Origin of the sequence: Anaplasma platys, from assembly GCF_012790675.1 — a bacterium.
GTDB classification, from domain to species: Bacteria; Pseudomonadota; Alphaproteobacteria; order Rickettsiales; family Anaplasmataceae; genus Anaplasma; species Anaplasma platys.
This window is the reverse complement of the sequence record NZ_CP046391.1, coordinates 910632-932369: the sequence shown is the minus strand read 5'-3', so window position 1 is coordinate 932369 and position 21738 is coordinate 910632. Positions and strand designations below refer to the sequence as shown.

Sequence of the window (21738 nt, the reverse complement as noted above, 5' to 3'; positions counted from 1 at the left end):
TGGATGTTGAGTAACCTTGTGGATGATTGCTCCAGTGATTCGAGTCTGTATAATGTCAGGGGGAAACTGTATTTGGGCCGTGCAAGGTGGATGAAATTTTTATTCATCTGAGAACACATAGCGACTACTCCCTTCTGGAAGGGATGATCAAGATCGAATCGTTGGTGTCAATGTGTGTTGAGCAAAAGATGCCCGCTATTGCCCTTACGGATTCGGGTAATCTGTTTGGTTCATTGGAGTTTGCCGACCGTGCCGCATCTGCTGGTGTGCAGCCTATTATAGGATGTAATGTCATGGTTGAGAATGAAGGAGAAAATCTAGGCGACATAGGTCTGTTAGTCAGGAACCAAGAGGGTTTTGTAAATCTTACGGCGCTCATCAGTGACGGGTTCAGAGACAATCAGATCGAGAAGACCAACAGGGTCAACATTAATAGGTTACTTGAGCTACGCGAAGGACTGATCATCATTACTGGGGGTCATGATGATATTCTGGCAAGAATTCTGCTAAATAAAGCCGGAAATCCTGCAGTGTTGAATTCTATAATCCAGGCTTTTCGCAACAACATCTTTGTGGAAATACAGCGACATGGGTTGGGTGCGCAAAAGGAAGTAGAGGGTCTTCTGCTTAGATTTGCGTATTCCAATGATCTTCCGCTTTTGGCTACCAACGACGTTTTTTTCGCCAATAAGAGTGATTTCCAGGCGCATGATGTGTTGTCATGCATCTCTAGCGGATCATACGTGGTGCAGGAGGACAGGCACAGACTTACTCCCGAGCATTATTTTAAGACAGCCCGCGAGATGTATGAACTGTTCGCTGATATCCCCGAAGCGGTGCGCAACACTGTTATATTGGCCCAGAGGTGTTCGTTTATTCAAGAAGTAAAAAAGCCTCAGCTGCCGCACTATCCATGCTCAGAAGGAAGAACTGAGGCTGAAGAGCTTACGGAGCTTGCTTTCCAGGGCCTTGAAGAAAGGTTGCAGGCGAAAGGGCTTGCGGGGAATAGCGAACAGAAAGTGACTTATACCGACAGACTGCAATACGAGTTGGGAGTTGTTATATCTATGGACTACTCGGGATACTTCCTGATAGTTGCAGACTTCATTAGGTGGAGTAAAAAGAACAACATCATGGTTGGTCCAGGGCGTGGTTCGGGTGCTGGATCATTAATATCCTGGACTCTGGGCATCACAGATCTTGATCCGATAGAATTTGGCCTAATATTCGAAAGGTTTTTGAATCCTGCTCGGGTCTCAATGCCAGACTTTGACATAGACTTTTGCCAGGAAAAAAGAGACAAGGTTATAGAATATGTTCAAGCGAAATATGGGTATGTTGCTCATATAATCACGTTTGGTAAATTGCAAGCGCGTGCGGTTTTACGTGATGTTGGACGGGTAATGCAGATTCCGTATGCCCACATCGACAAGATATGTAAGATGATCCCGCATGACCCCATCAGCCCGGTTACGCTCTCAGAAGCAATAGAAATGGATCAAAACCTCAGGGCGGAGCAGGAGAACGACGAAGCAGTAGCAAAGTTGATAGAAATCGCGCTGAAGCTGGAAGGCCTCTATCGGCATGCCTCAGTTCATGCTGCAGGTATAGTAATCTGTGATAAGCCGCTGGAGAATTTTGTCCCACTGTACTATGAAAAGTCGTGTGCCCTTCCCATCACCCAGTATAACATGAAATATGTGGAGAGGGCCGGGCTGGTGAAGTTTGACTTCCTAGGTCTGCGTACGCTAACAGTTATCGACCAGATTTGTGCCCTGATAAAACAACGCGGTGGCCAAATAGAGCTTTCAAGCGTGCCTCTGGACGATAGAAAGACGTATGAGATGCTATCTGCGGGTGATTCAGTGGGTGTCTTCCAGCTGGAAAGTGCGGGAATGCGGGAGGCCATTTGTAAGCTGAGGCCTGACAGCATTCAGGATATTATTGCGCTTATATCTTTGTATCGCCCTGGTCCCATGAACAATATTGCCGTGTACATAGCGAGAAAGCATGGGCTCGAGGAGCCGGATTATATCCATCCCATGTTGGAGTGTGTTCTCAAGGAGACTTTTGGTGTTGTTATATACCAAGAGCAGGTTATGGAAATAGCCAGGATTCTTGCTGGTTACAGCTTGGGAGCCGCAGATCTCCTAAGAAGGGCTATGGGAAAAAAAATCAAGGAGGAAATGGACAGGCAGCGACAAGACTTCGTCGATGGTGCCGTCAATAATGGCATTGAAAAAAGCAAGGCAAGCCACATTTTTGATCTGGTGGCCAAGTTTGCTGGATACGGTTTTAACAAGTCGCACGCGGCGGCATATGCGTTGATCAGCTTTCAAACCGCTTACTTGAGGGCAAACTTTACCAAAGAATTTTTCACAGCCTCGATGAACCTTGATATCGATGATAAAGACAAATTAGGACTGCTTTGCATGCAGGCAAAGTTATGTGGGATAGAGGTGGTTCCGCCAGATATTAACTTGTCGTCTGCTGAGTTTACGATTGTTGGCGACACTATCAGGTTTGGGCTTGGAGCACTGAAGAACGTTGGGCTCGCTACAGCTCAGGAGATTATTCCGGAAAATGGTGAGAGGTACAGTGATATATGGGAGTTCATCAGCAAGATCAGGGTGAAGTCTCCGATGAAAAGGACAATGGAAAGCCTTATAAGATCAGGGGCGCTTGACAGTATACACCCTAACAGGAGGCAGCTTCTGGTTTCGGTAAACACAATACTGAATATGCTGGAAAATAAGAAGATCAGTAATGATGCAAACCAGTACAGCTTATTTGGAGAGACTGAGGAAAGTAAACTTGAAGAAGTTGAGGACTGGAACGAAGATGAAAAAGTAGAGAATGAATTTTCTGTTTTAGGGTTCTACCTCAAGTACCATCCCATGAGCAAGTACCAAAAACTTCTCAGTAAGTTAGGTGTCAAGTTTGTGAGTCACAGTCAGGAGAGCCAAACCTCGGGAGTTACTAAGTGCGCGGGAGTCATTTTCAATGTGAAGATGCGCTCGGTCAATCGTGAGAGATTTGCCATAGTTAGGGTGTCAGACCCCAATGGCATGAATGACGTGGCATTTTACAATAGCAAAACCATAGAGGATAACAGGGATCTCTTCTTCAGCGGCTCTTTTGTACTAATAGATATGGATTATAACGTCAATAAGTCTCGACTGATCGGCAGGGGGATATGCAATTTTAACGAGGGGTTGGCAGCAATGGTACGGAGGGTAAAGAGCATTGCTATCCATCTGGGACGCAACGAGCCTGTTGTTCCAGCATTACAGGAGATACTAATCCAGAAATCAAGGGGTGGTACTGAGGTTTATTTGGAGCTGATATCTGCTGGAAAACTCGTCCTAATTAGGCTTCCAGGGGTATTTTTGATGACTCCAGAGGTGTTAGCGAAGATTTTTAACATTGAGGGGGTTGTGGATGTCACTATAAATCACCGTGGATATGTATAGTGCCATTGTAACGAGTGTATACACTGTGTATTGGTAAGGTTGGAGGATGATCGGTTTGCGTTTGTTTTATAGTGGGGTGAGTTTGCCGTAGTTCGCTTCTGTAGGATTATTGAGGTACAGGGCGTTTATTTGTGAATTGGTTGCATGTTCTTGAGAGTAGTTAAAAGTTTGCATTGGTCAGGGTATTTTGGTGAAGTGCTATACCTGTAGATTTGTGGCTGCGGACGAAGAAAGTAGCGGCTATTTACTGAGTGGCAAGGCGAGTCTGCCGGGGTGTGTCCACGCCACGTGTGTTGCAATGGTAATAGCTGCGCAGTCTGTGGGTACGTCTTACATATACGGTGCGCCGCAAAACTCCGATGTTTATGGGGCCATGTCGGCATTGAGGTCACTAGGAATTAAAATTAACGATACCGGTGAAAGCATAACAATAGAAGGAGTGGGTGTTGGGGGGTTTACTGCGGCCAAGAATGAGGTATGTGTGGGAAATTCCACATATGTGTCGTGTGTGATATTGGGTACCCTGGTTACGCACTCATTTACTTCATTCATTTTTAATAAGGAAAATGAATGCAACGAAGTTCGAGGCCCAAGCCTTTTGGAGGCTGACATAAATGAACTAATAGAAATATTCGCCCCAGTTGGGGCAAAATTTTTGCACAACAACCTCTTTCCATTGGTGGTAACTGGCGTTGAAGACATTGCTCCCCTTGCTGAGCGCAGGGTAATTTCTTCACATTTTGTCAAATCTTCACTGCTTCTGGCCTGTATGAATATTGCTGGGCAGAGTCGTATCAATGCCCACGGAGCATTGCCCGCTTATACAGAATGGCTACTGAAGCATTATGGGGCTGATGTGCAGGTAAGCCTACAGTGTGAGGTGGATGAGATTGCCATTTGCGGTCAGAAAGAGCTGTTTGCCACAGATGTGCGAATATTTCCATCTCGTACGCACGTACTGGCTGTTGTGACCGCAGCATTGCTGTCTCGTGGTGCATCAGTGGTTATTCCAAGAGTGTTAGTCGACAAGGGGATGAGGGTAGTTCTGGATATATTAGTCAGAATGGGAGGAGATATATCCGTTTCAGAGAGTTTGGACGGATTACATAGATTAGAAGTTGCTGCTAGCGAGATGTTTGGAGTGGAAATTACCAGTGTCGAACTGCGATTTGTACTTGAAGCATTGCCTGTTCTGTGTATTATCTGTGCATATTCCGAAGGGATCACAAGGATTTTTGGTGCGTCCGAATTGCCTGCAGGTCTTAGGAAGAGTCTGGAAATAGTGGTCCGTGGCCTAACGCAATGTGGCATAGCAGCGACGATGTCTTCCGATTTATTGGAAATACGAGGGTGTGGCGGTGAAATGCTGGGGGGTATTGAGGTAGATGCATCCAATGACGAGCGTGCTACCGACGCATTTCTCCTACTATGCCTCATTTCTAGCGCTCCGATATATATTCAAGGACTTGACTACAAAGCAGCTGTATGTTTTGCGCAGATTCTGAACAGTCTTAATAAGGGAAGAGGTAACTTTGTGCTGGAGAGCATTCGGGGTTCATTTTAGGACGTGTTAAAAAATAAGAGAAAAACTATTGACACAGTGGGCGCTTTGGGGAATACTCCTAGCCATAGGGTCTGGTTGGCCCTGATGTTTGATAAGTTCGGTGATGAGAATTTAGAGTAGAAATAAAGGCGGCGGTGCATAAGGCTAATTATTTTTTAGTGCACTAAAGCTTAGATTTTGTTTTTGGTTTTTGCATGAGTCCAGATCATATTAAGCTTTTGTGATTTTAATCAAACTTGAGAGTTTGATCCTGGCTCAGAACGAACGCTGGCGGCAAGCTTAACACATGCAAGTCGAACGGATTTTTGTCGTAGCTTGCTATGATAAAAATTAGTGGCAGACGGGTGAGTAATGCATAGGAATCTACCTAGTAGTATGGGATAGCCACTAGAAATGGTGGGTAATACTGTATAATCCCTGCGGGGGAAAGATTTATCGCTATTAGATGAGCCTATGTTAGATTAGCTAGTTGGTAGGGTAAAGGCCTACCAAGGCAGTGATCTATAGCTGGTCTGAGAGGATGATCAGCCACACTGGAACTGAGATACGGTCCAGACTCCTACGGGAGGCAGCAGTGGGGAATATTGGACAATGGGCGCAAGCCTGATCCAGCTATGCCGCGTGAGTGAGGAAGGCCTTAGGGTTGTAAAACTCTTTCAGTGGGGAAGATAATGACGGTACCCACAGAAGAAGTCCCGGCAAACTCCGTGCCAGCAGCCGCGGTAATACGGAGGGGGCAAGCGTTGTTCGGAATTATTGGGCGTAAAGGGCATGTAGGCGGTTCGGTAAGTTAAAGGTGAAATGCCAGGGCTTAACCCTGGAGCTGCTTTTAATACTGCCAGACTCGAGTCCGGGAGAGGATAGCGGAATTCCTAGTGTAGAGGTGAAATTCGTAGATATTAGGAGGAACACCAGTGGCGAAGGCGGCTATCTGGTCCGGTACTGACGCTGAGGTGCGAAAGCGTGGGGAGCAAACAGGATTAGATACCCTGGTAGTCCACGCTGTAAACGATGAGTGCTGAATGTGGGGACGTTTTGTCTCTGTGTTGTAGCTAACGCGTTAAGCACTCCGCCTGGGGACTACGGTCGCAAGACTAAAACTCAAAGGAATTGACGGGGACCCGCACAAGCGGTGGAGCATGTGGTTTAATTCGATGCAACGCGAAGAACCTTACCACTTCTTGACATGGAGATTAGATCCTTCTTAACGGAAGGGCGCAGTTCGGCTGGATCTCGCACAGGTGCTGCATGGCTGTCGTCAGCTCGTGTCGTGAGATGTTGGGTTAAGTCCCGCAACGAGCGTAACCCTCATCCTTAGTTGCCAGCGGGTTAAGCCGGGCACTTTAAGGAGACTGCCAGTGGTAAACTGGAGGAAGGTGGGGATGATGTCAAGTCAGCACGGCCCTTATGGGGTGGGCTACACACGTGCTACAATGGTGACTACAATAGGTTGCAATGTCGCAAGGCTGAGCTAATCCGTAAAAGTCATCTCAGTTCGGATTGTCCTCTGCAACTCGAGGGCATGAAGTCGGAATCGCTAGTAATCGTGGATCAGCATGCCACGGTGAATACGTTCTCGGGTCTTGTACACACTGCCCGTCACGCCATGGGAATTGGCTTAACTCGAAGCTGGTGCGCCAACCGCAAGGAGGCAGCCATTTAAGGTTGGGTCAGTGACTAGGGTGAAGTCGTAACAAGGTAGCTGTAGGTGAACCTGCGGCTGGATTACCTCCTTTAGGCTTTTTGTCTATCGTCCTATCTTATGGTAGGGTGTGGGCAAATGTGCCGCCGTCTTTGTTTCTGTTGTAAATTCGTTGGAGGCTGTGTCGTGTCTAGGCTTAGGCCTATGTCTCCGCATCTTGGGGTCTATAGGTTACCTTTCACTGCGTGGCTCTCCATAATGCATCGGATGGCCGGGTTTGTACTGTACCTTGGCTTGTGCTTTTACTCATGGCTATTGGTGTTGCAGTATTTTAAGCCCGGGTGGGTAAGTACCGTGCTGCGGTTGTGGCCGTGTGCACTTCTCGTGCGCGGGGTGCTTTTTGGTTGGTTTGCTGCGCTCTGCTATCACTATTGTAATGGAATACGGCATTTCATCTGGGACATGGGTATCGGCTTTTCTAAGAAGACGGCGACGTTGAGCGGCTGCATTGTATTGGGGCTTGCGCTTTTAATGGCAGCGGGTCTGTTTTTCGTTTGGTTGTAGGGAGTTAATCCTATGGCGGGGAAAAGCATCGTACATTGGTGGATGCAGCGGCTGACAGCTGTTGTAATGTTGCCTATGCCGTTTATATGTATGCTGTTGTTGCTGTCGCCGAGTCTTGAGCAAGGTCTTGTCGATGTTACCTCGGGATGGCGTGGCGTCTCGTGTCTCCTGTTCCTTTTCCCTGCGTATTATCACGGGTTCTTGGGGCTACAAATCATAATAGAAGATTATGTTCACGATATAACCAGGCGGGCCTTTCTTATCACGTTCTGCAAGATGTTTACGCTAGTGACTGCTGGTGCGCTGTTCATGGTAGTGTTATTGCGCGCTGTTGACTAACTTGTTCAAGTCATTATTTATGGAAGTCGGCTGTAGCAACGTGGCAATTGGAGGCGCGTTTTTAGTCCTTTTCTCGTTTACTGAAAGCGGCTTTGTCTGTTTGTCGAGGGCGGTACTTTTTGTTGCTAGTGAGAAGAAAAAGGTCAGGTCAGTCGGGCTGTTGCACTTGTGCGCTTGTGTAGTACCGAGATTACTGCTACCATACGCCAACTTTGTTAAAAAGTTAGTACTTTTCTGATAAAATACCCCCACAGAAGTCTTATATTGATAAATGGTGCAGCCAATGTTAGGTAATGAACTTAAAGAATCGGCTAAAACGGGGGCAGCGCGCCTTAAGGAGACTGTACGCGATGCCGACTATGGGTCATTGCTGTCTAGGATGAAGTTGGCGTTTGGCTTTTTATCAAGGCATATAAAGAATATAGCGTTGCTAGACCCATTGGGTTTTGGAGCGCAGGAAAAGGTAAAGGTGCCGTTTCTGATGACCCAGGTCATCGACCGCAATCAGCCTTGCGAGTTTCTACCGGATACTGGGAAAGCTTTGTGTCAGTATGAAGGGCAGCTTATAGTAAACGGGAGAGCGCTTCCAATGGTGCGTCTTCAGGGTGAGGACGGTCATGCTGTTGACATGGGCCATAGACACTTGTATGCGATAAACACTAACCAACAACCGGAGGCTTTCAAGCTCTTGGGCTTGGATCCAAGGAAGTACAAGAATATTCGGTTAATTGTCGCTTGCAGCGGAAGCATTGTATTACCGCCACCTGAAGGCAAAGACCTGCGCCTGATGCGGGTTGTGCGGAATGCGGAACTCTCACCGGAGACTAGGAGAATTAAGAGAGAAGACACTGGCCAAACACTGTGGATTCCCACGCTGCTGGTAGCAGTACCTTTCAACATTTGTGCCGGTTTGATTAATGTTGCGCTGATGGCGCCTCACGCCCTATTTCATGGTGTAAAACGTTTGGCAGGTGCGGCTGCGAAAAGAGTTGAGAGGAAAGTGGAACACATAAAGGTTGCGCAGGAAAGAGGGACGGTTAGTGATCTGGGAACGCATAGGCATTGGCTATTACTAGGGGCTATGTGCAGGGCTGTTGATAGAACCTTTGCACTGGCCTCTTGTGCTCTGGGGACCATTAGGATATGGACGACGTGCCTACTGAAATCGGTTCCCTTGTTGGCTAACGCTTTGTGTAACTGGAGTTCGGCGCAGCTTACTATAGCTAAATGTTATATGAACGACACTGCAGCACGTGTTGATGAGATGTGGGCAGAGTTTCAGGAAGAGAATCGGTCTGTGGCTCAATTTTATATGGGCACCGAGGCTAAGAAGAGCCCAAGGGATAGTGCATCAAAGGACGGGAACGCGCCGCACCATGGGAGGGTCAGCTCTGCGAGTGTGCAACTACAAGAGAGGTTTGGAGAGGAGCTGTCACCGATTTTACGAGAAAAGCTAAGGGATGGGGCTTCTAATAAAAGGCTGTGGTATGAAGCCAGAGGTTGTGGGCGAGACTTATTTGACTTCGGGGTTTGTATAAGCTATGGAACCGCAAAGCAGGGAATAGAAGAATTTGCCGATACTGTGAAGCGCCAGAGAGAAGACAAAAGTGGTTTTGTTGGTAGAGTGTAGCCTACTACAAAGCCAAATGATTTGTTAGACGTGCCGGTTATGAAAAGGGACCGGATGTGCTTTTTGTGTAGAGAAGAAGGTTTGCTGGTTCTTTATACACAACTATTGGTGTATAAAGTGCCTCAAGAGCCAGGATTTACTCTGTAGTGTTTATTTATTCTGAAATCTCCAATTGGATTGCCCTGCATTGGTTGTTGGAGAATGCACTCTATGGTGGACAAAGCGCAAAAACATAACTTTGGTTTTAAAAATTTCTTATAGCTCTAAGAGACGAAAAAATGTGCGCTAACAATACGAGGGCTTCCTGGGCACACTTCATAGAACGGAAGCGTGTAAGCTTATCTGGTACTTGCAAGGCTTTTAGTTGGAATTAGTCCCACAAATGCGAATTTTGATACAGGTGGACTGGGCATATTGTGAATTTCGACGTCATAACTTATTGCAGTAGGTTGTGACCGACTACTAGCTTTACCGAGGGCCAGCACCTGATGGTAGTAGGTCGTAAACAATATGTGGCATCAGACGCATGCGCCGACGGTGCTAAGTGCCTATCGCGTACCAGTACTGACCTGTTTTTCGCAAGCATGCCGATGTGCGTCACTAAACAGAATGTACTTGTACTGCACAACATGCCGTTCCGCACATCCTGGTGCAAAAAGGCTCCTGTCTCACTATTTGGCAGCAGGGGACAAAGGTACTTTAGATTGTGTATTGTTTAAGTAAGGGGTTTAAAGGAGGCGGGGGTACTGTCTCGAAGATGTTCTGCTGGTTCATGCAGATGTGTTCCAATGATGTTATAGTTGTGGAATACAGGGTTATAGCCAGATCCCACCTGCGGTATTGCTACCACTGTCTGTGAGATATAGTGCATTGCAGCCTTAACGCTTTTTTCAAGTGACAATCCTTGCGCAAGAAAACTGGCAATAGCTGCGCTTAGTGTACATCCGGTGCCATGTAGTGTTTGGTCAATCTTCATATTGGTGAAACTGTGTACACCAGTGTCTGAAAACAGTATATTTTCTATAAGCCCCTGCTGCTCTAACGCGCTGCCCTTCAACAACACATTTGTTCCTGTGGATTCTGCCAACTGTGTTCCCACCCTTAACATATCTTCTCTGGATAGTATGTGTTCTCCTGACAGTATCTCAGCTTCTTCTATGTTGGGGGTCAGAAGGAGGGTTTTGACGAGAAGCTTTTCCAGATGAGACAAGAAGCTTTCCTGTCTTACTAGCTCATGTCCAGAAGTAGAAACCATAACAGGATCGAGAACCACTGGTACTTCTTCCGGAATCGCCTTGTGTACGACTTCTACTAAATGGGGTGGCAGCATGCCAATTTTGATGGCATCCATCTCGATGTCTTCAAACACGTGACTTAGCTGTTTCTCCAAAACTTCAGGCGCCACATCCCAAACGCCAAACACTCCAGTGGTGTTTTGTGCCGTGAGTGAGGTTATACAACATGCAGCGTAGCATCCAAGCAAAGATATCGTTTTCACGTCAGCCTGAATGCCCGCGCCCCCGCTGGGATCAGATCCCGCAATGCTGAGCACCTTCCCCCTGTACAAGATTAACCTTTCTGATGACAGACCTTACGAACGGGATTGTAACACTGCCGGAACACCCTTGCAATTCAGTATCAATTAAGCTGACTATGTCACGCAATTTTACGAAAGACCTCTCCACGTTGTTTAAGATGAAGTTTATAGTTTTTATATCGGTATGAAGTTGTCGGTCTGTGAACAGTTTTACCAGCATGATCCTTAACAGTTCCTCATTGGGTTCTGCCAATTTAGCTGACAAGGTTGCAAGAAGGCGTGACTGTAGGTCTTTCAGCTTTAGTGGCAGGAGTTTTGGTGGCATAGAAGATGTCATCAGTAGCGGCCTTGCTTTTTCTAAAGCGAAATTGTAACAGTGCAGAAGCCACGACTCGTTATTGATTTTATCAATGTCCTCAACGATTACGGCACTGCTTCCCTTAATGGTTTCTATCGAGGTGTCAACGTTATTGGGCAACAAGAAATCTGCACTCCGAAGTTTCTTCCACACATGCGCCAGGTGTGTTTTTCCTGATCCCAGTGGACCATACAAAATAAAACTCTGCCAGATGTCGTTATTCATCAGCAGATTATATGTGTGGCGGTTGTTTTCCAGCACGACATAGTCTGAGCATTGGTATGAATGCATCTCCTGAATATCAAACAACTTGAGTTGCTGTTCCATAGCTTAAGGTTCCTTGTAGAAGCTGCTCTGCGTGTATTTTTTAAATAGCAGCTGTGCCAGTACACCAATAGTGGCGGTAATGGGTACGGACATCAACGTTCCCAAGAATCCAAGATGCGAGCTAAGCACCACCATTCCTATGATCAGCCATGCAGGGCTCAATGAAAGTTTCCTTCCCACTATCAGGGGAGTGATAAAGTTTGATTCGGCAACGTGTCCCACTAAAAGCATAACGCCAATCAAAGACACCTTGGCCATGCCTAGACTTTGTGACACTGCAACACAGATTACCAATACTGCACAAAGAAGAGGGCCTACGTAGGGTACAAACGCTGCCAATCCGGACATAACTCCCAAGACCAGCGAGTAATCTAAATCCACAATGAAGAAGCACAGACAGTAGTAGCAGGATAATACAAGGCAAACCAATATCATTCCGTGCAGATACGCGGAAATCACCTCGTCTACTCTAGTCATGCAGTCGGAGAAGTCTGAAAGGTAATGACGAGGCACTAAGTCAGTCACGCACCTAGTTATAACGGGCCACTTTCCCAGCATGTAGAACGAAAGAAGTAGGGTCACAAATACTTTTACAACTGATACGCCGAAGCCCATTCCTGAATTAGCAAGACCCACTACTGCCTTGCCAAAATACCCAGATAAGCTATGGAAAAGCTTTAAAAATTCTGCGTTTCCCCCGCGGAACAACTCCCCGCTAAAAAGACTCCATGGTTTTTCAGCACTGTCGACAATTTCCTTGTAAGAGGAAAGACTACTATCATTTAGGAGACTTTTTAGCCCTTCTAGCCTCACGAATGGCACTGTCTCTACAAGTACCTTTATAATTTCCAGCGTTTGAGTATAAAGGATTGGAATTAGTAACAAGAGTAAAGATCCCAGTATTCCTGTTCCAGATATGATTATCGCAAAGGACGAAAACATGCGTGGACAGCCAAGCACTTCCAACCTGTTTACCACGGGATTCAAGAGATACGCTACAACAATCGCTACACAGCACGCAGGGAGCACAGGACGCGCCACCACGGCGAGCACAACAAAGGCAAGAGCGATTAGCGAAAAGTTTACGTACTTCACCCTACTTTCCAACCAAACTTTTCAGGTAGACAACAACTCCGCCTGAATTCTACAGCAAGTTGGGGCATCAGTTAAACGATTTGTAATAACAAATCAATGTTTGTGCTCAGTGTTTAAGTTTTTAACAGTGCGTTCAAGACAATTCTGTACTTAATAGGATATTCTTTGTGTTTTTGTTTGGTAACCTCATGCACGAAGATAGGGGTGTGGAGCAGAAAACAGAAGAGAGAAAACCAGCACGGACAGGTTGTTTGTATTATGAGTAAATGCAATTTTTGCGTTTTTACTTGGCATTTTACGTAGGAAGACTGGTTTCTCCTGCGTTTTCTTTTTTGTCCGGTATGCAAGGTCAAATTCAATTTGGCGTGTTTTCGGCACGCCCCCAGAAAAGAACTGGCATGAACCAATTCACGAGTGAGTGAAGCCTACTCACTACTTTTCGACGTAATTACAGCAACAGGCTGCTCCACCATCACCAGGTGTTCGGGATAGCGAGTGCGCGCGCTTTGCATAGCGTAGAATCTCAAACGTTGGCAGGAATAACAACTGATAGCAAGTATGGCCACGCGCCTGTTGCGATTCTTAACGCGACACTAGGAAACGCCATGGAGAAATCATGGTGCCCATGGGGAGACTTGAACTCCCACGGCCCGGAGGCCAGCGGATTTTAAGTCCGCAGCGTCTACCATTCCGCCACATGGACAGAAGAATACTACCCAGAGAAAAACTCAACCACCAGGTTGACTTCCATATTTGCCGGATAAGGGACCTCTGAACACTTCGGTACCCTTAGGCACTTTATGGAGCGACCTTCCGTGTTTACTTCAAGATGGTCAGGAACTCTTCGCTCCTGTGATCCAATAGCCGCCAAGACCATTGGCAGTTGCACAGCTCTCTCACGGATCTCGACTACATCTCCAGGTTTGACCTGAAAGCTCGGTATATTGACGACTCTGCCATTCACAGTCACATGTTTATGGGAAACCAACTGCCTTGCGGAGAATATGGTAGGTACTAGGCCTGCGCTATAAACGACCGCAGAAAGCCGGCACTCAAGCGCTCCGACCAAATTATCGCCCGTATCGCCCTTTTTGTTATAGGCTTTTAGGAACAAGTTTCTGAGCTGCCTACTCGAGAGTGCATAGTAACATTTAAACTTCTGATGCGCTACAAACTGCCTACCAAAGCTTGAAAGCTTTTTGTATCCCATGGCACCGTGTTGCCCAGGCGGATAGTTTCTCGTATTGAAAGGATCCTTAGAACGACCCCACAAGTTCACCCCCAGTCTACGACTGGCCCTGTATTTCCTATTTACAACCGATACCATATCACCTACACAAAAAACCCAACACAACCCGGTAGAGGCACTCAAATTGAAGACGCCCAATGCGGCGCTGAACCCACGCCCCGGTGCGAGAGTATGATCATTTTAAGGAAACATGTCAATCAATTTTGTCACGTGCTATATAAGCACTGGGCGCTGGTGTATTGGCACAGAGTACATAAATTAGCTACAGCACCGCAGCCAGGATATATCCCCTGGGCAAGGGGGCAAGTCTCCTTTGATAAGTCTACCAGGTTTGTTACGGTTGACGACCGTAAGTGGGTCTAGAATTTTCATTTAGGGGTCTTGTGGCAATAAGTTGAGCGGTGCGAATTGCCGTATTGAGGCTATTGTTGTGACTGAAATTTTCCTTGGGGTAACGGTTCACTGGATTACTAGAGGGTTTTGATAGATGGGGTGGCAAATTTGTTGTAACATGCACCTAAGCGTACAGGAGGTAGTGTTGTGAAGTGGGATGATGCAGAAGAGGTGGCTATTTTGCTTGAGGAAACCTATCCTGACCAAGATATCTTTGCTCTGCGTTTTACAGAACTCCGCGACTTGGTTAGGTTGCTGCCTGGGTTCACAGATGACGAGGGTAGCTGTAATGAGGGGGTGCTCGAAGCAATACAAATGGCGTGGCATGAAGAGAGGGAGAGTAGGTAAACATGCCAGCGTGCGGTTTTCCACACCATTAAGTCGCGCGTATATTGTTGTGGTTATACAGAAATAACAGCTCCTGTCTGTGGTTGGGTACCACTGACATCTCTAGTGTTCCACTCTTGAGTGGCAGTGTGTCGTGGTACGGCTCTGACAGCTTTCCAAAAAACTCGTACTGTTGCTTCTTTAGCAGCTCGAAAGCGTCTTTGTCGATGAATTTCTTACTCTCGTATATCTTGCGGATTATTTCAGAATATGTAGTGCCCCGGACATTGCACGGTTGTTCAAGTTGCCAAAACTTTCCGAAGTGGCTGTTATAGAATAGCAATTTCCCATCGCTACCATACATGGCTGCAGCGCAAGGCAAATTGCTAAGCAGGTTTCGCTGCATGAGCGAATACCCGCGAATTTCCTCCATAAGCTGCCAACTCTGTGTTATGTCCTGTCCATGACCAACCAAATCTCCCTGTGTTGTTGGTTCCTCAGATAGGGAATATAGACGCCTTTCGTTGTCTACTATTACAAAGACCTTGTCGTTGAGAGCGTTTGAACCCTTATCCTTGAACTCGCTCTTTCGTTTCTTGGAGAAAACATCCCCGCTCTTGTTATCTTTTACCAGCTTTGTGAAAAATGGGTTGTGGAACTCTATTTCGTTATTGCTGTCCCGCCTCCACACAGGGTAAGGTAGCGAGTCCACCATGTCCCTGTAAGCACAGAGCTCATGCCTGAGTTTGGCATTTTCCCGTTTCAGGTTGGAAATCAGCGACCTCCCCCCGGTAACATTCTGAATCCAAAGCAGCACCCCCACTATCTTATCGTGGTCGTCCACTATACTCTGTCCATGGCAAAAGCAGTAGATATCGCTATCACGCCCCTTCAAATCTATGGTGAAAGACTTGTTTATTTTCCGGGCATCAGCGAAGTTCTTGCGCAGCTGATCGGATTCTTCAAAAAAGTTAGCAAGCTCGTTGAAAGAGCAAAATATGCTGTTAAGTAGCATGTGCAAATTTGGCGAAAAGCGCTCCACGCGTTTTTTTTCGTCCCACAGATAGAACCCGTCTCCCAAGGATAGTATCAAGCTGGTGAGCAAGTTATTGTTGTGTTTGAAATCGTTTATGCTTAGACTAGCATAGAAAGAAAATACCGTGAAAACTGCCAGGACGAAGATCAAAATGTAAGGGGCAACATAAGTAAACATGCACTAACTTTTCTTCATATTTTCTCCATATCACCCTCCGAGCGCCTCTACTGTGCCGCAAGGGAAGGATAAAGGAACAGGTTTCCGGTAACTCTGAAACCCAACTTCTCATACAAGCTCACTGACTGAGTTACGCACTGGGCAACGGCATACCTACATCCAAAGAGGCTACTAGCAATCTCTAGCCTTCTCAAAACCATCTCGCTTGCGATACCCATGTTCCTATACTCTGGCAAAACCCCGTCGCTGTACAAGCCAACAACATCGCCCTGCACATACATGCCGCATATACCAACAACTGTATCCGATAATTTGGCAATGAAAAACTTAAGACGTGACTGTTCTCTCTTTACCACTCCCCTCAACAGTATTATTAGATCATTAGTGTTGCAATAGAAAATTTTAACTGCTAGCTCATCGAGCACGGTCAGAGATAAGTCATCTGTGACTCTTTCCAGTACCAAATCTGGGCGCCTTTTGCTCAAAGTGCGGACTTTTTGTATTGGTGCGTATACCTTTTTCATTACTGTAGGACTGTTTAGACCCATTTTATCCACCAAGTTCTTCCACAATTTCATTTGTGAATCAACTACCCAAGTTGCGTCTGTTTTCGCATCTTGCAGATACTTCCAGGCGGCCAGTGCGGCTTTTGCCGACTCATCCGCGCTGCCATTGTTACAGAATACGTAGTTAAAGAGAGAGTCCTGACGTCCGTTTATTGTAAGCAATAGATTGCCAATGCGTTTCGTAGTCCACGAGGACATTTCCACGGCGTACGTCATGTACCCACATAAATTTTCTGTTGCTAAGGAAGAGGGGTGCATTTTTTGAAATCTCCGTGAATCATGGATATGCAGTAATACTATTCGAGTTTAGTACCACACACTAGCGTTCACCGCTGCAAGGGTCAATATAGAAGCCGCTATGGCGGCAAATATGTCGTCCAGCATAACGCCAAGCGCTCCCTTCATTTTCCTGTCCACCAGACAAATCGGCCAGGGTTTCACTATGTCGAAAAGCCTAAATGATAGAAACCCTGAGACCAGGAACACCCACAACACTCCAAAACCGTAAGTTGTATACAGGTCCAAGCAGCAGACTCTGCCCGCAACCGAAGGCAATACCAAGGTTAGCAGTTGACCGCAAACTTCATCTATCACCACTTCTTTGGGATCTGATTTTTCCGGGCACCGCCTCATGTAACTACTCACCGCAAACATGCCCAGCGAAAACACTGCTGTGACCACAGCCAACCCAACAGCATAATGCGCTGTCACCAACGGGAACAGCAACAGCGCCGCTGCACTACCCGCGGTTCCTGGAGCTCTAGATACTCTTCCGGTTCCAAACCAGGTCGAAGCCACCTCACAATATGAAAACTTCACGAGACCTCCCCACCGTCTCCCACAGGCGAAATAGGCGCTGTATGCTGCATGCGCAACAAACCTACTTATTCAGCCACCAATCATTCACGGAATGGCGCTCACATTTTTCGGTGTATCCGCTGCTGGCCCTAACACAAGGGCTTTTTATCCTTCTATCCCCCTTGGAGAACACTGTAATACATCCACTCAAGCAGAACAACGTGAGAGCGGAAAAGAAGAAAAGAGCACAAGAAAACTTCATAAAACCTGCTCCATAAAGCTTTGCAAAAGCGACAAAATTAGGGCCCCAACGTAACTAACAGCTGAGGCAAACCGGAGTGCATTATTAGGCAAACAGCTATAACAGTCAAGCTCGGGCTAGTGGAGATCTTGTTATTGACATGTTTTCGGTATGGTAGTATCAAGAACGGTTGAAGCGGCGCTGCGCCAGCGAGTTGTTGGTGTGCGCTAGTAGGGTGGTTCTGTAGCTCAGTTGGTAGAGCAGCTGACTCTTAATCAGTGGGTCGCGCGTTCGAGCCGCGCCGGAACCACTTTCGCGCTTTGGTTAATCTGCTTGTGGCAGCTGTGGTTTTTCGTGTGCTCCATCCGCCGCCGCGGTGCTTTTGTGAGGATCGGGCCAGTGCGGTTTTGTACGCTTCGTTCGAGACAGTTGCCTGTGTTGTCTGTGCGGATATGGCGGAATTGGTAGACGCGCTAGGTTTAGGTCCTAGTGGGCATTGCCTGTGGGGGTTCAAGTCCCTCTATCCGCACTCCTGTGTGCTTTCGTGTGAAGGAGTGTTTTTATGCAGCAGTTCTATGTCGTCAAAGAAGTTCTTAATGAAAAGCTCAAGCGTGGTTATGAGTTCACTATAAAGAATGAGTACATAGAGGATAAGGTAACAGAGAAGCTGAGGGAGGTGGCAGCGCATGCACGCATAGACGGGTTCCGCAAGGGAAAGGTCTCCCCCGAGTTTGTCAGGAGGACTTACGGGGCTGGTGTGACCAGTGAAGTGGTTTCTCAGGTGGTTGACGAGGCGTCATCTGCGTTTTTAAAAGAGAATAATCTAGAAAGCATTGTGGACTCAGGCTTGAAGATAATCTCGCCGCCAAAAGCGGCTTCCGAGTCTGGTAAGGGTGGAGATTTAATTTATGAGCTGAAGTTTGAGGTCATGCCGGAGGTTCCCTCCGTAGACATAGAGGCGGTAACACTGAAGGAAATCGAAGTTAAGGTGACTTCGGAGGATGTGGATAGCTTCCTTGAAGATCTGAAGGCCAACTATCCAAGTTTTGTCTCGGTAGGAGATGAATCAAGATGTGTGGAAGAGGGTGACCACGTTACCGTTAGTTATAACAGCTCTTTCAAGGGTAAGGCGCTCAAGGGTGGTAGCGTAAAGGGGTTTTCCTTCATTCTGGGTAAGGATAAGTTGCTTCCGGGATTTGAGGAGCAGGTTACCGGCATGAAGAAGGGGGAAACCAAAGAGTTTAAGCTGCAGTTCCCCGATGATTATTCCGCGACCCGTTTTGCCGGAAAAGAAGTAGATATGTGTGTCGAGCTTATGGAAATTAAGGTCAAAGACGATATAAAGGATAGGAAAGCTTTAGCCACAAAGTGTGGCTTCAAGAGCGTAAAGGAGTTAGTGAAATTTGCGACAGATGGGTTGCAGGAGAGGTTTTCCAATATGAGCGAAACCCTTGTGCGTAAGGAGCTGTTTGATCATTTGGATGAAAAGTACAATTTCGATGTGCCAGAGTTTATAGTATCCCGTGAAGTTAGCGGAATAATGCGCGGGGCCGAAGGGAAGGACGCTAGGGCATCTGAGGATATTACTAAGGAGGCGGTTAGGCGGGTGAAGCTCGGTATGCTGCTGATGAAGGTGGCTAATGACACTGGTGTGGCTATTGAGCCTGATGATGTTTTGTCCTTCATTGGCTCCAACTACCATAATTATGAGAAAAGTTTTGATGCCGCTCTCAAGCTGTTTAGATCGAGTAGAGACTTTAGAGATCACGTCAGGGGAAAAGTCCTTGAAGATAAGGTAGTCAGATATATAATTGCCAAGACTAAGAAGGAAAAGCAAAGTATGTCTGCTAAAGAGCTTAAATCTCTTTTTGGGAATTTATGACATTGGGAGGAGTTTTACGCTTGTAGCTAGGTTTTGTGTGGGTTTGAGGTGAAGGTTATGAACTTGGTTCCAATGGTTGTGGAGCAGACCAGTCGGGGGGAGCGCGCTTACGATATATATTCTAGACTGCTGAAGGAGAGGATAGTATTTGTTACAGGGGCAATCGACGACAATATGGCTAGCCTTATTGTGGCGCAGTTGGTGTTTCTAGAAGCTGAAAATCCCGAGAAGGATATTTCCATGTACATAAATTCTCCAGGAGGGGTGGTAACTGCAGGGCTCTCCATCTACGATACTATGCAGTATATCAAGCCCAAGGTTTCCACGTTATGTCTGGGGCAGGCTGCGTCTATGGGGTCTTTGCTGCTTTGTGCTGGTGCACCGGACATGAGGTATGCTCTGCCGAATTCCAGGATCATGATCCATCAGCCGTCCGGGGGATTTCGTGGGCAGGCTACCGATGTGGAAATTCACGCAAGAGAAATTTTGGAAATAAAGAAAAGACTGAATGAGATTTTCGTAAAGCATACAGGTAAGTCTCTGGAAGAAATAGAAAACAGCATGGAGCGGGATAATTTCATGGTTGCAGCAAAAGCCAAGGACTTCGGCATAATCGACAGAGTAATAGAGAAGCGTGGGGAGCACAACAAGTAGTAGGAAGTATAGATGTCTGAAGCGAAGAAGGGGGCTTACAGCTGCTCATTCTGTGGGAAGTTGCACAGTGAAGTAAAGAAGCTAATAGCTGGTCCGGATGTGTATATCTGCAACGAATGTGTGGAGTTGTGTGGTGGCATATTGCAGGAGGAGGGGCTTCCCGCGAAGCAAGTCAGGTTTGACCTGAAGCCTCGTGAAATAAAAGAAGTCTTGGATGAGTACGTTATAGGGCAGGAACATTCCAAGAAGGTGTTATCTGTTGCAGTTTATAACCATTATAAGCGCTTGAAGAACTCGGGTGTTATCAGCGAGGTGGAGATATCAAAGTCTAACGTGCTGCTAATAGGGCCGACTGGTTCAGGAAAGACCCTTTTGGCAAGGACGTTAGCACGAGTGTTGCAGGTTCCGTTCGCTATGGCAGACGCTACTACGCTAACCGAAGCTGGATACGTTGGTGAAGATGTAGAAAACATATTGTTAAAACTCCTACAAGCCGCGAATTTTAATGTAGAAGCGGCGCAGCGTGGGATTATTTACATAGACGAAGTTGATAAGATATCGAGGAAGTCTGAAAACGCTTCAATTACCAGGGATGTCTCTGGTGAAGGTGTGCAGCAGGCATTACTCAAGGTTATAGAGGGCACTGTATCCTCAGTCCCGCCCCAGGGTGGGAGAAAGCACCCGCATCAAGAGTTTATACAGATCAGCACTGACAACATATTGTTTATTTTTGGTGGTGCCTTTGATGGGTTAGACAAGATCATAGAGGCAAGAAATCGCGGGAGCTGTATGGGGTTTGAGGCTAACGTGCAGCACGTTAGCGATCAGAAGAGGGACGTTTTGTGTTATACTGAACCCGAAGACTTGGTGAAGTTCGGATTAATTCCGGAGTTTATAGGAAGGATTCCGGTGATTACTTCTTTGGGTAAGTTAGACGAAGAGACGCTGGTTAGGGTGCTTGTTGAGCCCAAGAACTCCTTGGTAAAGCAGTATACCAAATTGTTTGAGATGGATAATTTGGAGCTTGAGTTTGGTGCCGGTTCCTTATTGGCTATAGCTAAGAAAGCCGTTGAGCGCAACACTGGCGCTAGGGGTCTCCGTGCGATTATGGAGACGTTGTTGTTGGATTACATGTTTGATCCGCAGCATAGCGCTGACGGAGGCAAAGTCCTGATCACGGAGGGTATGGTTAATGGCCTGGTTTTTGGGAAGAACTGTTTTGAAAATTGCTAGGAAGGGGATTCTTTATGGAAGAAAATAAAGTTGTGTTGCTTCCTGTTTTGATGTTACGTGACACGGTTGTGTTCCCTCAGGTGGTTATGCCCCTTTCGGTGGGGCGTGGAAAGTCGGTTAATGCCCTAGAGTATGCCACCAGGAACGAGGGGTGCAAGGTGCTGTTGCTTACGCAGATAGACGGCTCTGTAGATAACCCGGCCAACGATGATTTATACAAAGTCGGTGCAGTGGCAGACGTGGTTCAGCTTCTTAGACTACCTGATGGCGTGCTTAAAGTGTTGATCAAAGGTGAGAGTAGGGCCAAGGTCATTGATTTTGTAGAGGGAGAAGATTTTCTCAGCGCCAATGTCAGCATAGTAGAAGGTGATGAGACTATTGAGGTGGACAACAAAGTTGAGGCCCTGCGTAGGTCCGTGCTCCGTGAGTTTGATGTATGGAATAAGTTAAGTAAGAAAATACAGGCGGAAGTCGTTGCATCTACCTATGAGATAAAGAAGCTTGGCCACTTGTCTGATGTAGTTGCTTCGCATCTCTCTATCAGCGTGGAAGACAGGCAAAAAGTGCTTGAGGAATTTTGCGTTATCAAGAGATTGGATATGGTCTTCAGCATGATAAAGCTGGAGATAGGAGTGCTGAATGCACAGAAGAAG

Annotated in this window: 18 protein-coding genes, 3 tRNA genes and 1 rRNA gene; 13 read left to right on the top strand and 9 right to left on the bottom strand. The window is 46.7% G+C overall.

Annotation, left to right across the window (positions count from 1 at the left end):
• The first annotated feature begins 86 nt into the window (after window positions 1-86).
• From dnaE to ANPL_RS03555, 6 genes are all read left to right on the top strand, one after another.
• Window positions 87-3473, top strand: a complete 3387-nt coding sequence (dnaE, locus tag ANPL_RS03580) for a DNA polymerase III subunit alpha (RefSeq protein ID WP_174764269.1) — start codon at window positions 87-89, stop codon at window positions 3471-3473.
• A gap of 190 nt (window positions 3474-3663) precedes the next feature.
• Window positions 3664-5037 (top strand): 3-phosphoshikimate 1-carboxyvinyltransferase, encoded by a 1374-nt coding sequence (locus ANPL_RS03575; protein ID WP_169193379.1) that lies wholly within the window; start codon window positions 3664-3666, stop codon window positions 5035-5037.
• A 232-nt stretch (window positions 5038-5269) separates the two neighbouring features.
• Window positions 5270-6773 (top strand): 16S ribosomal RNA (locus tag ANPL_RS03570).
• Window positions 6774-6799: 26 nt separating this feature from the next.
• The gene (sdhC, locus tag ANPL_RS04875; RefSeq protein ID WP_410518184.1) at window positions 6800-7243 is read left to right on the top strand and encodes a succinate dehydrogenase, cytochrome b556 subunit; all 444 of its coding nucleotides are present in this window, start codon (window positions 6800-6802) and stop codon (window positions 7241-7243) included.
• Between the two features lie 12 nt (window positions 7244-7255).
• Window positions 7256-7582, top strand: coding sequence for a succinate dehydrogenase, hydrophobic membrane anchor protein (sdhD, locus tag ANPL_RS03560; protein ID WP_169193377.1), 327 nt, complete (start codon window positions 7256-7258; stop codon window positions 7580-7582).
• Between the two features lie 283 nt (window positions 7583-7865).
• Entirely contained in the window at window positions 7866-9212 is a 1347-nt protein-coding gene (locus tag ANPL_RS03555) for a hypothetical protein (RefSeq protein ID WP_169193376.1), read from the top strand.
• Window positions 9213-9927: 715 nt separating this feature from the next.
• Here the strand turns inward: ANPL_RS03555 and thiD are convergent.
• The 5 genes from thiD to rpsD form a co-directional block, all read right to left on the bottom strand.
• Window positions 9928-10779: a bifunctional hydroxymethylpyrimidine kinase/phosphomethylpyrimidine kinase gene (gene thiD, locus ANPL_RS03550; protein ID WP_236822803.1), complete on the bottom strand. Its 852-nt coding sequence runs from the start codon at window positions 10777-10779 to the stop codon at window positions 9928-9930.
• Window positions 10742-11434, bottom strand: coding sequence for a P-loop NTPase family protein (locus ANPL_RS03545; RefSeq protein ID WP_169193375.1), 693 nt, complete (start codon window positions 11432-11434; stop codon window positions 10742-10744). The genes thiD and ANPL_RS03545 overlap by 38 nt, the downstream gene beginning before the upstream one ends.
• A gap of 3 nt (window positions 11435-11437) precedes the next feature.
• Complete coding sequence (locus ANPL_RS03540; RefSeq protein WP_169193374.1) at window positions 11438-12541, bottom strand: AI-2E family transporter; 1104 nt, start codon at window positions 12539-12541, stop codon at window positions 11438-11440.
• 605 nt (window positions 12542-13146) lie between these two features.
• Window positions 13147-13232: transfer RNA gene (locus ANPL_RS03535), tRNA-Leu, on the bottom strand.
• Between the two features lie 9 nt (window positions 13233-13241).
• Complete coding sequence (gene rpsD / locus ANPL_RS03530) at window positions 13242-13856, bottom strand: 30S ribosomal protein S4 (RefSeq protein WP_169193373.1); 615 nt, start codon at window positions 13854-13856, stop codon at window positions 13242-13244.
• Between the two features lie 462 nt (window positions 13857-14318).
• Here rpsD and iscX point away from each other — a divergent pair, with 462 nt between their 5' ends.
• Window positions 14319-14519, top strand: coding sequence for a Fe-S cluster assembly protein IscX (gene iscX / locus ANPL_RS03525; protein WP_169193372.1), 201 nt, complete (start codon window positions 14319-14321; stop codon window positions 14517-14519).
• A gap of 28 nt (window positions 14520-14547) precedes the next feature.
• Here iscX and ANPL_RS03520 read toward each other — a convergent pair whose 3' ends face one another.
• The 4 genes from ANPL_RS03520 to ANPL_RS03505 all read right to left on the bottom strand — a co-directional run bounded on the left by ANPL_RS03520 (window position 14548) and on the right by ANPL_RS03505 (window position 17337).
• On the bottom strand, window positions 14548-15711 hold the full coding sequence (locus tag ANPL_RS03520; RefSeq protein ID WP_169193371.1) for a PAS domain-containing protein: 1164 nt from the start codon (window positions 15709-15711) through the stop codon (window positions 14548-14550).
• A gap of 47 nt (window positions 15712-15758) precedes the next feature.
• Window positions 15759-16493 (bottom strand): GNAT family N-acetyltransferase, encoded by a 735-nt coding sequence (locus tag ANPL_RS03515; RefSeq protein WP_236822802.1) that lies wholly within the window; start codon window positions 16491-16493, stop codon window positions 15759-15761.
• A 90-nt stretch (window positions 16494-16583) separates the two neighbouring features.
• Window positions 16584-17096, bottom strand: coding sequence for a phosphatidylglycerophosphatase A family protein (locus ANPL_RS03510; protein ID WP_169193369.1), 513 nt, complete (start codon window positions 17094-17096; stop codon window positions 16584-16586).
• Between the two features lie 61 nt (window positions 17097-17157).
• A complete protein-coding gene (locus ANPL_RS03505) occupies window positions 17158-17337 on the bottom strand; it encodes a hypothetical protein (protein WP_169193368.1) in 180 nt (59 codons plus the stop codon).
• Between the two features lie 216 nt (window positions 17338-17553).
• Between ANPL_RS03505 and ANPL_RS03500 the strand changes: the two genes are divergently transcribed.
• The 6 genes from ANPL_RS03500 to ANPL_RS03475 form a co-directional block, all read left to right on the top strand.
• Window positions 17554-17626: transfer RNA gene (locus tag ANPL_RS03500), tRNA-Lys, on the top strand.
• Between the two features lie 136 nt (window positions 17627-17762).
• Window positions 17763-17845: transfer RNA gene (locus ANPL_RS03495), tRNA-Leu, on the top strand.
• A 33-nt stretch (window positions 17846-17878) separates the two neighbouring features.
• Window positions 17879-19198: a trigger factor gene (tig, locus tag ANPL_RS03490; RefSeq protein ID WP_169193367.1), complete on the top strand. Its 1320-nt coding sequence runs from the start codon at window positions 17879-17881 to the stop codon at window positions 19196-19198.
• Between the two features lie 57 nt (window positions 19199-19255).
• Entirely contained in the window at window positions 19256-19852 is a 597-nt protein-coding gene (gene clpP / locus ANPL_RS03485) for an ATP-dependent Clp endopeptidase proteolytic subunit ClpP (RefSeq protein WP_169193366.1), read from the top strand.
• Window positions 19853-19864: 12 nt separating this feature from the next.
• Window positions 19865-21085, top strand: coding sequence for an ATP-dependent Clp protease ATP-binding subunit ClpX (gene clpX, locus ANPL_RS03480; protein WP_169193365.1), 1221 nt, complete (start codon window positions 19865-19867; stop codon window positions 21083-21085).
• Between the two features lie 14 nt (window positions 21086-21099).
• On the top strand, window positions 21100-21738 hold a 639-nt coding region (locus ANPL_RS03475), incomplete at its 3' end, for an LON peptidase substrate-binding domain-containing protein (RefSeq protein WP_174764268.1).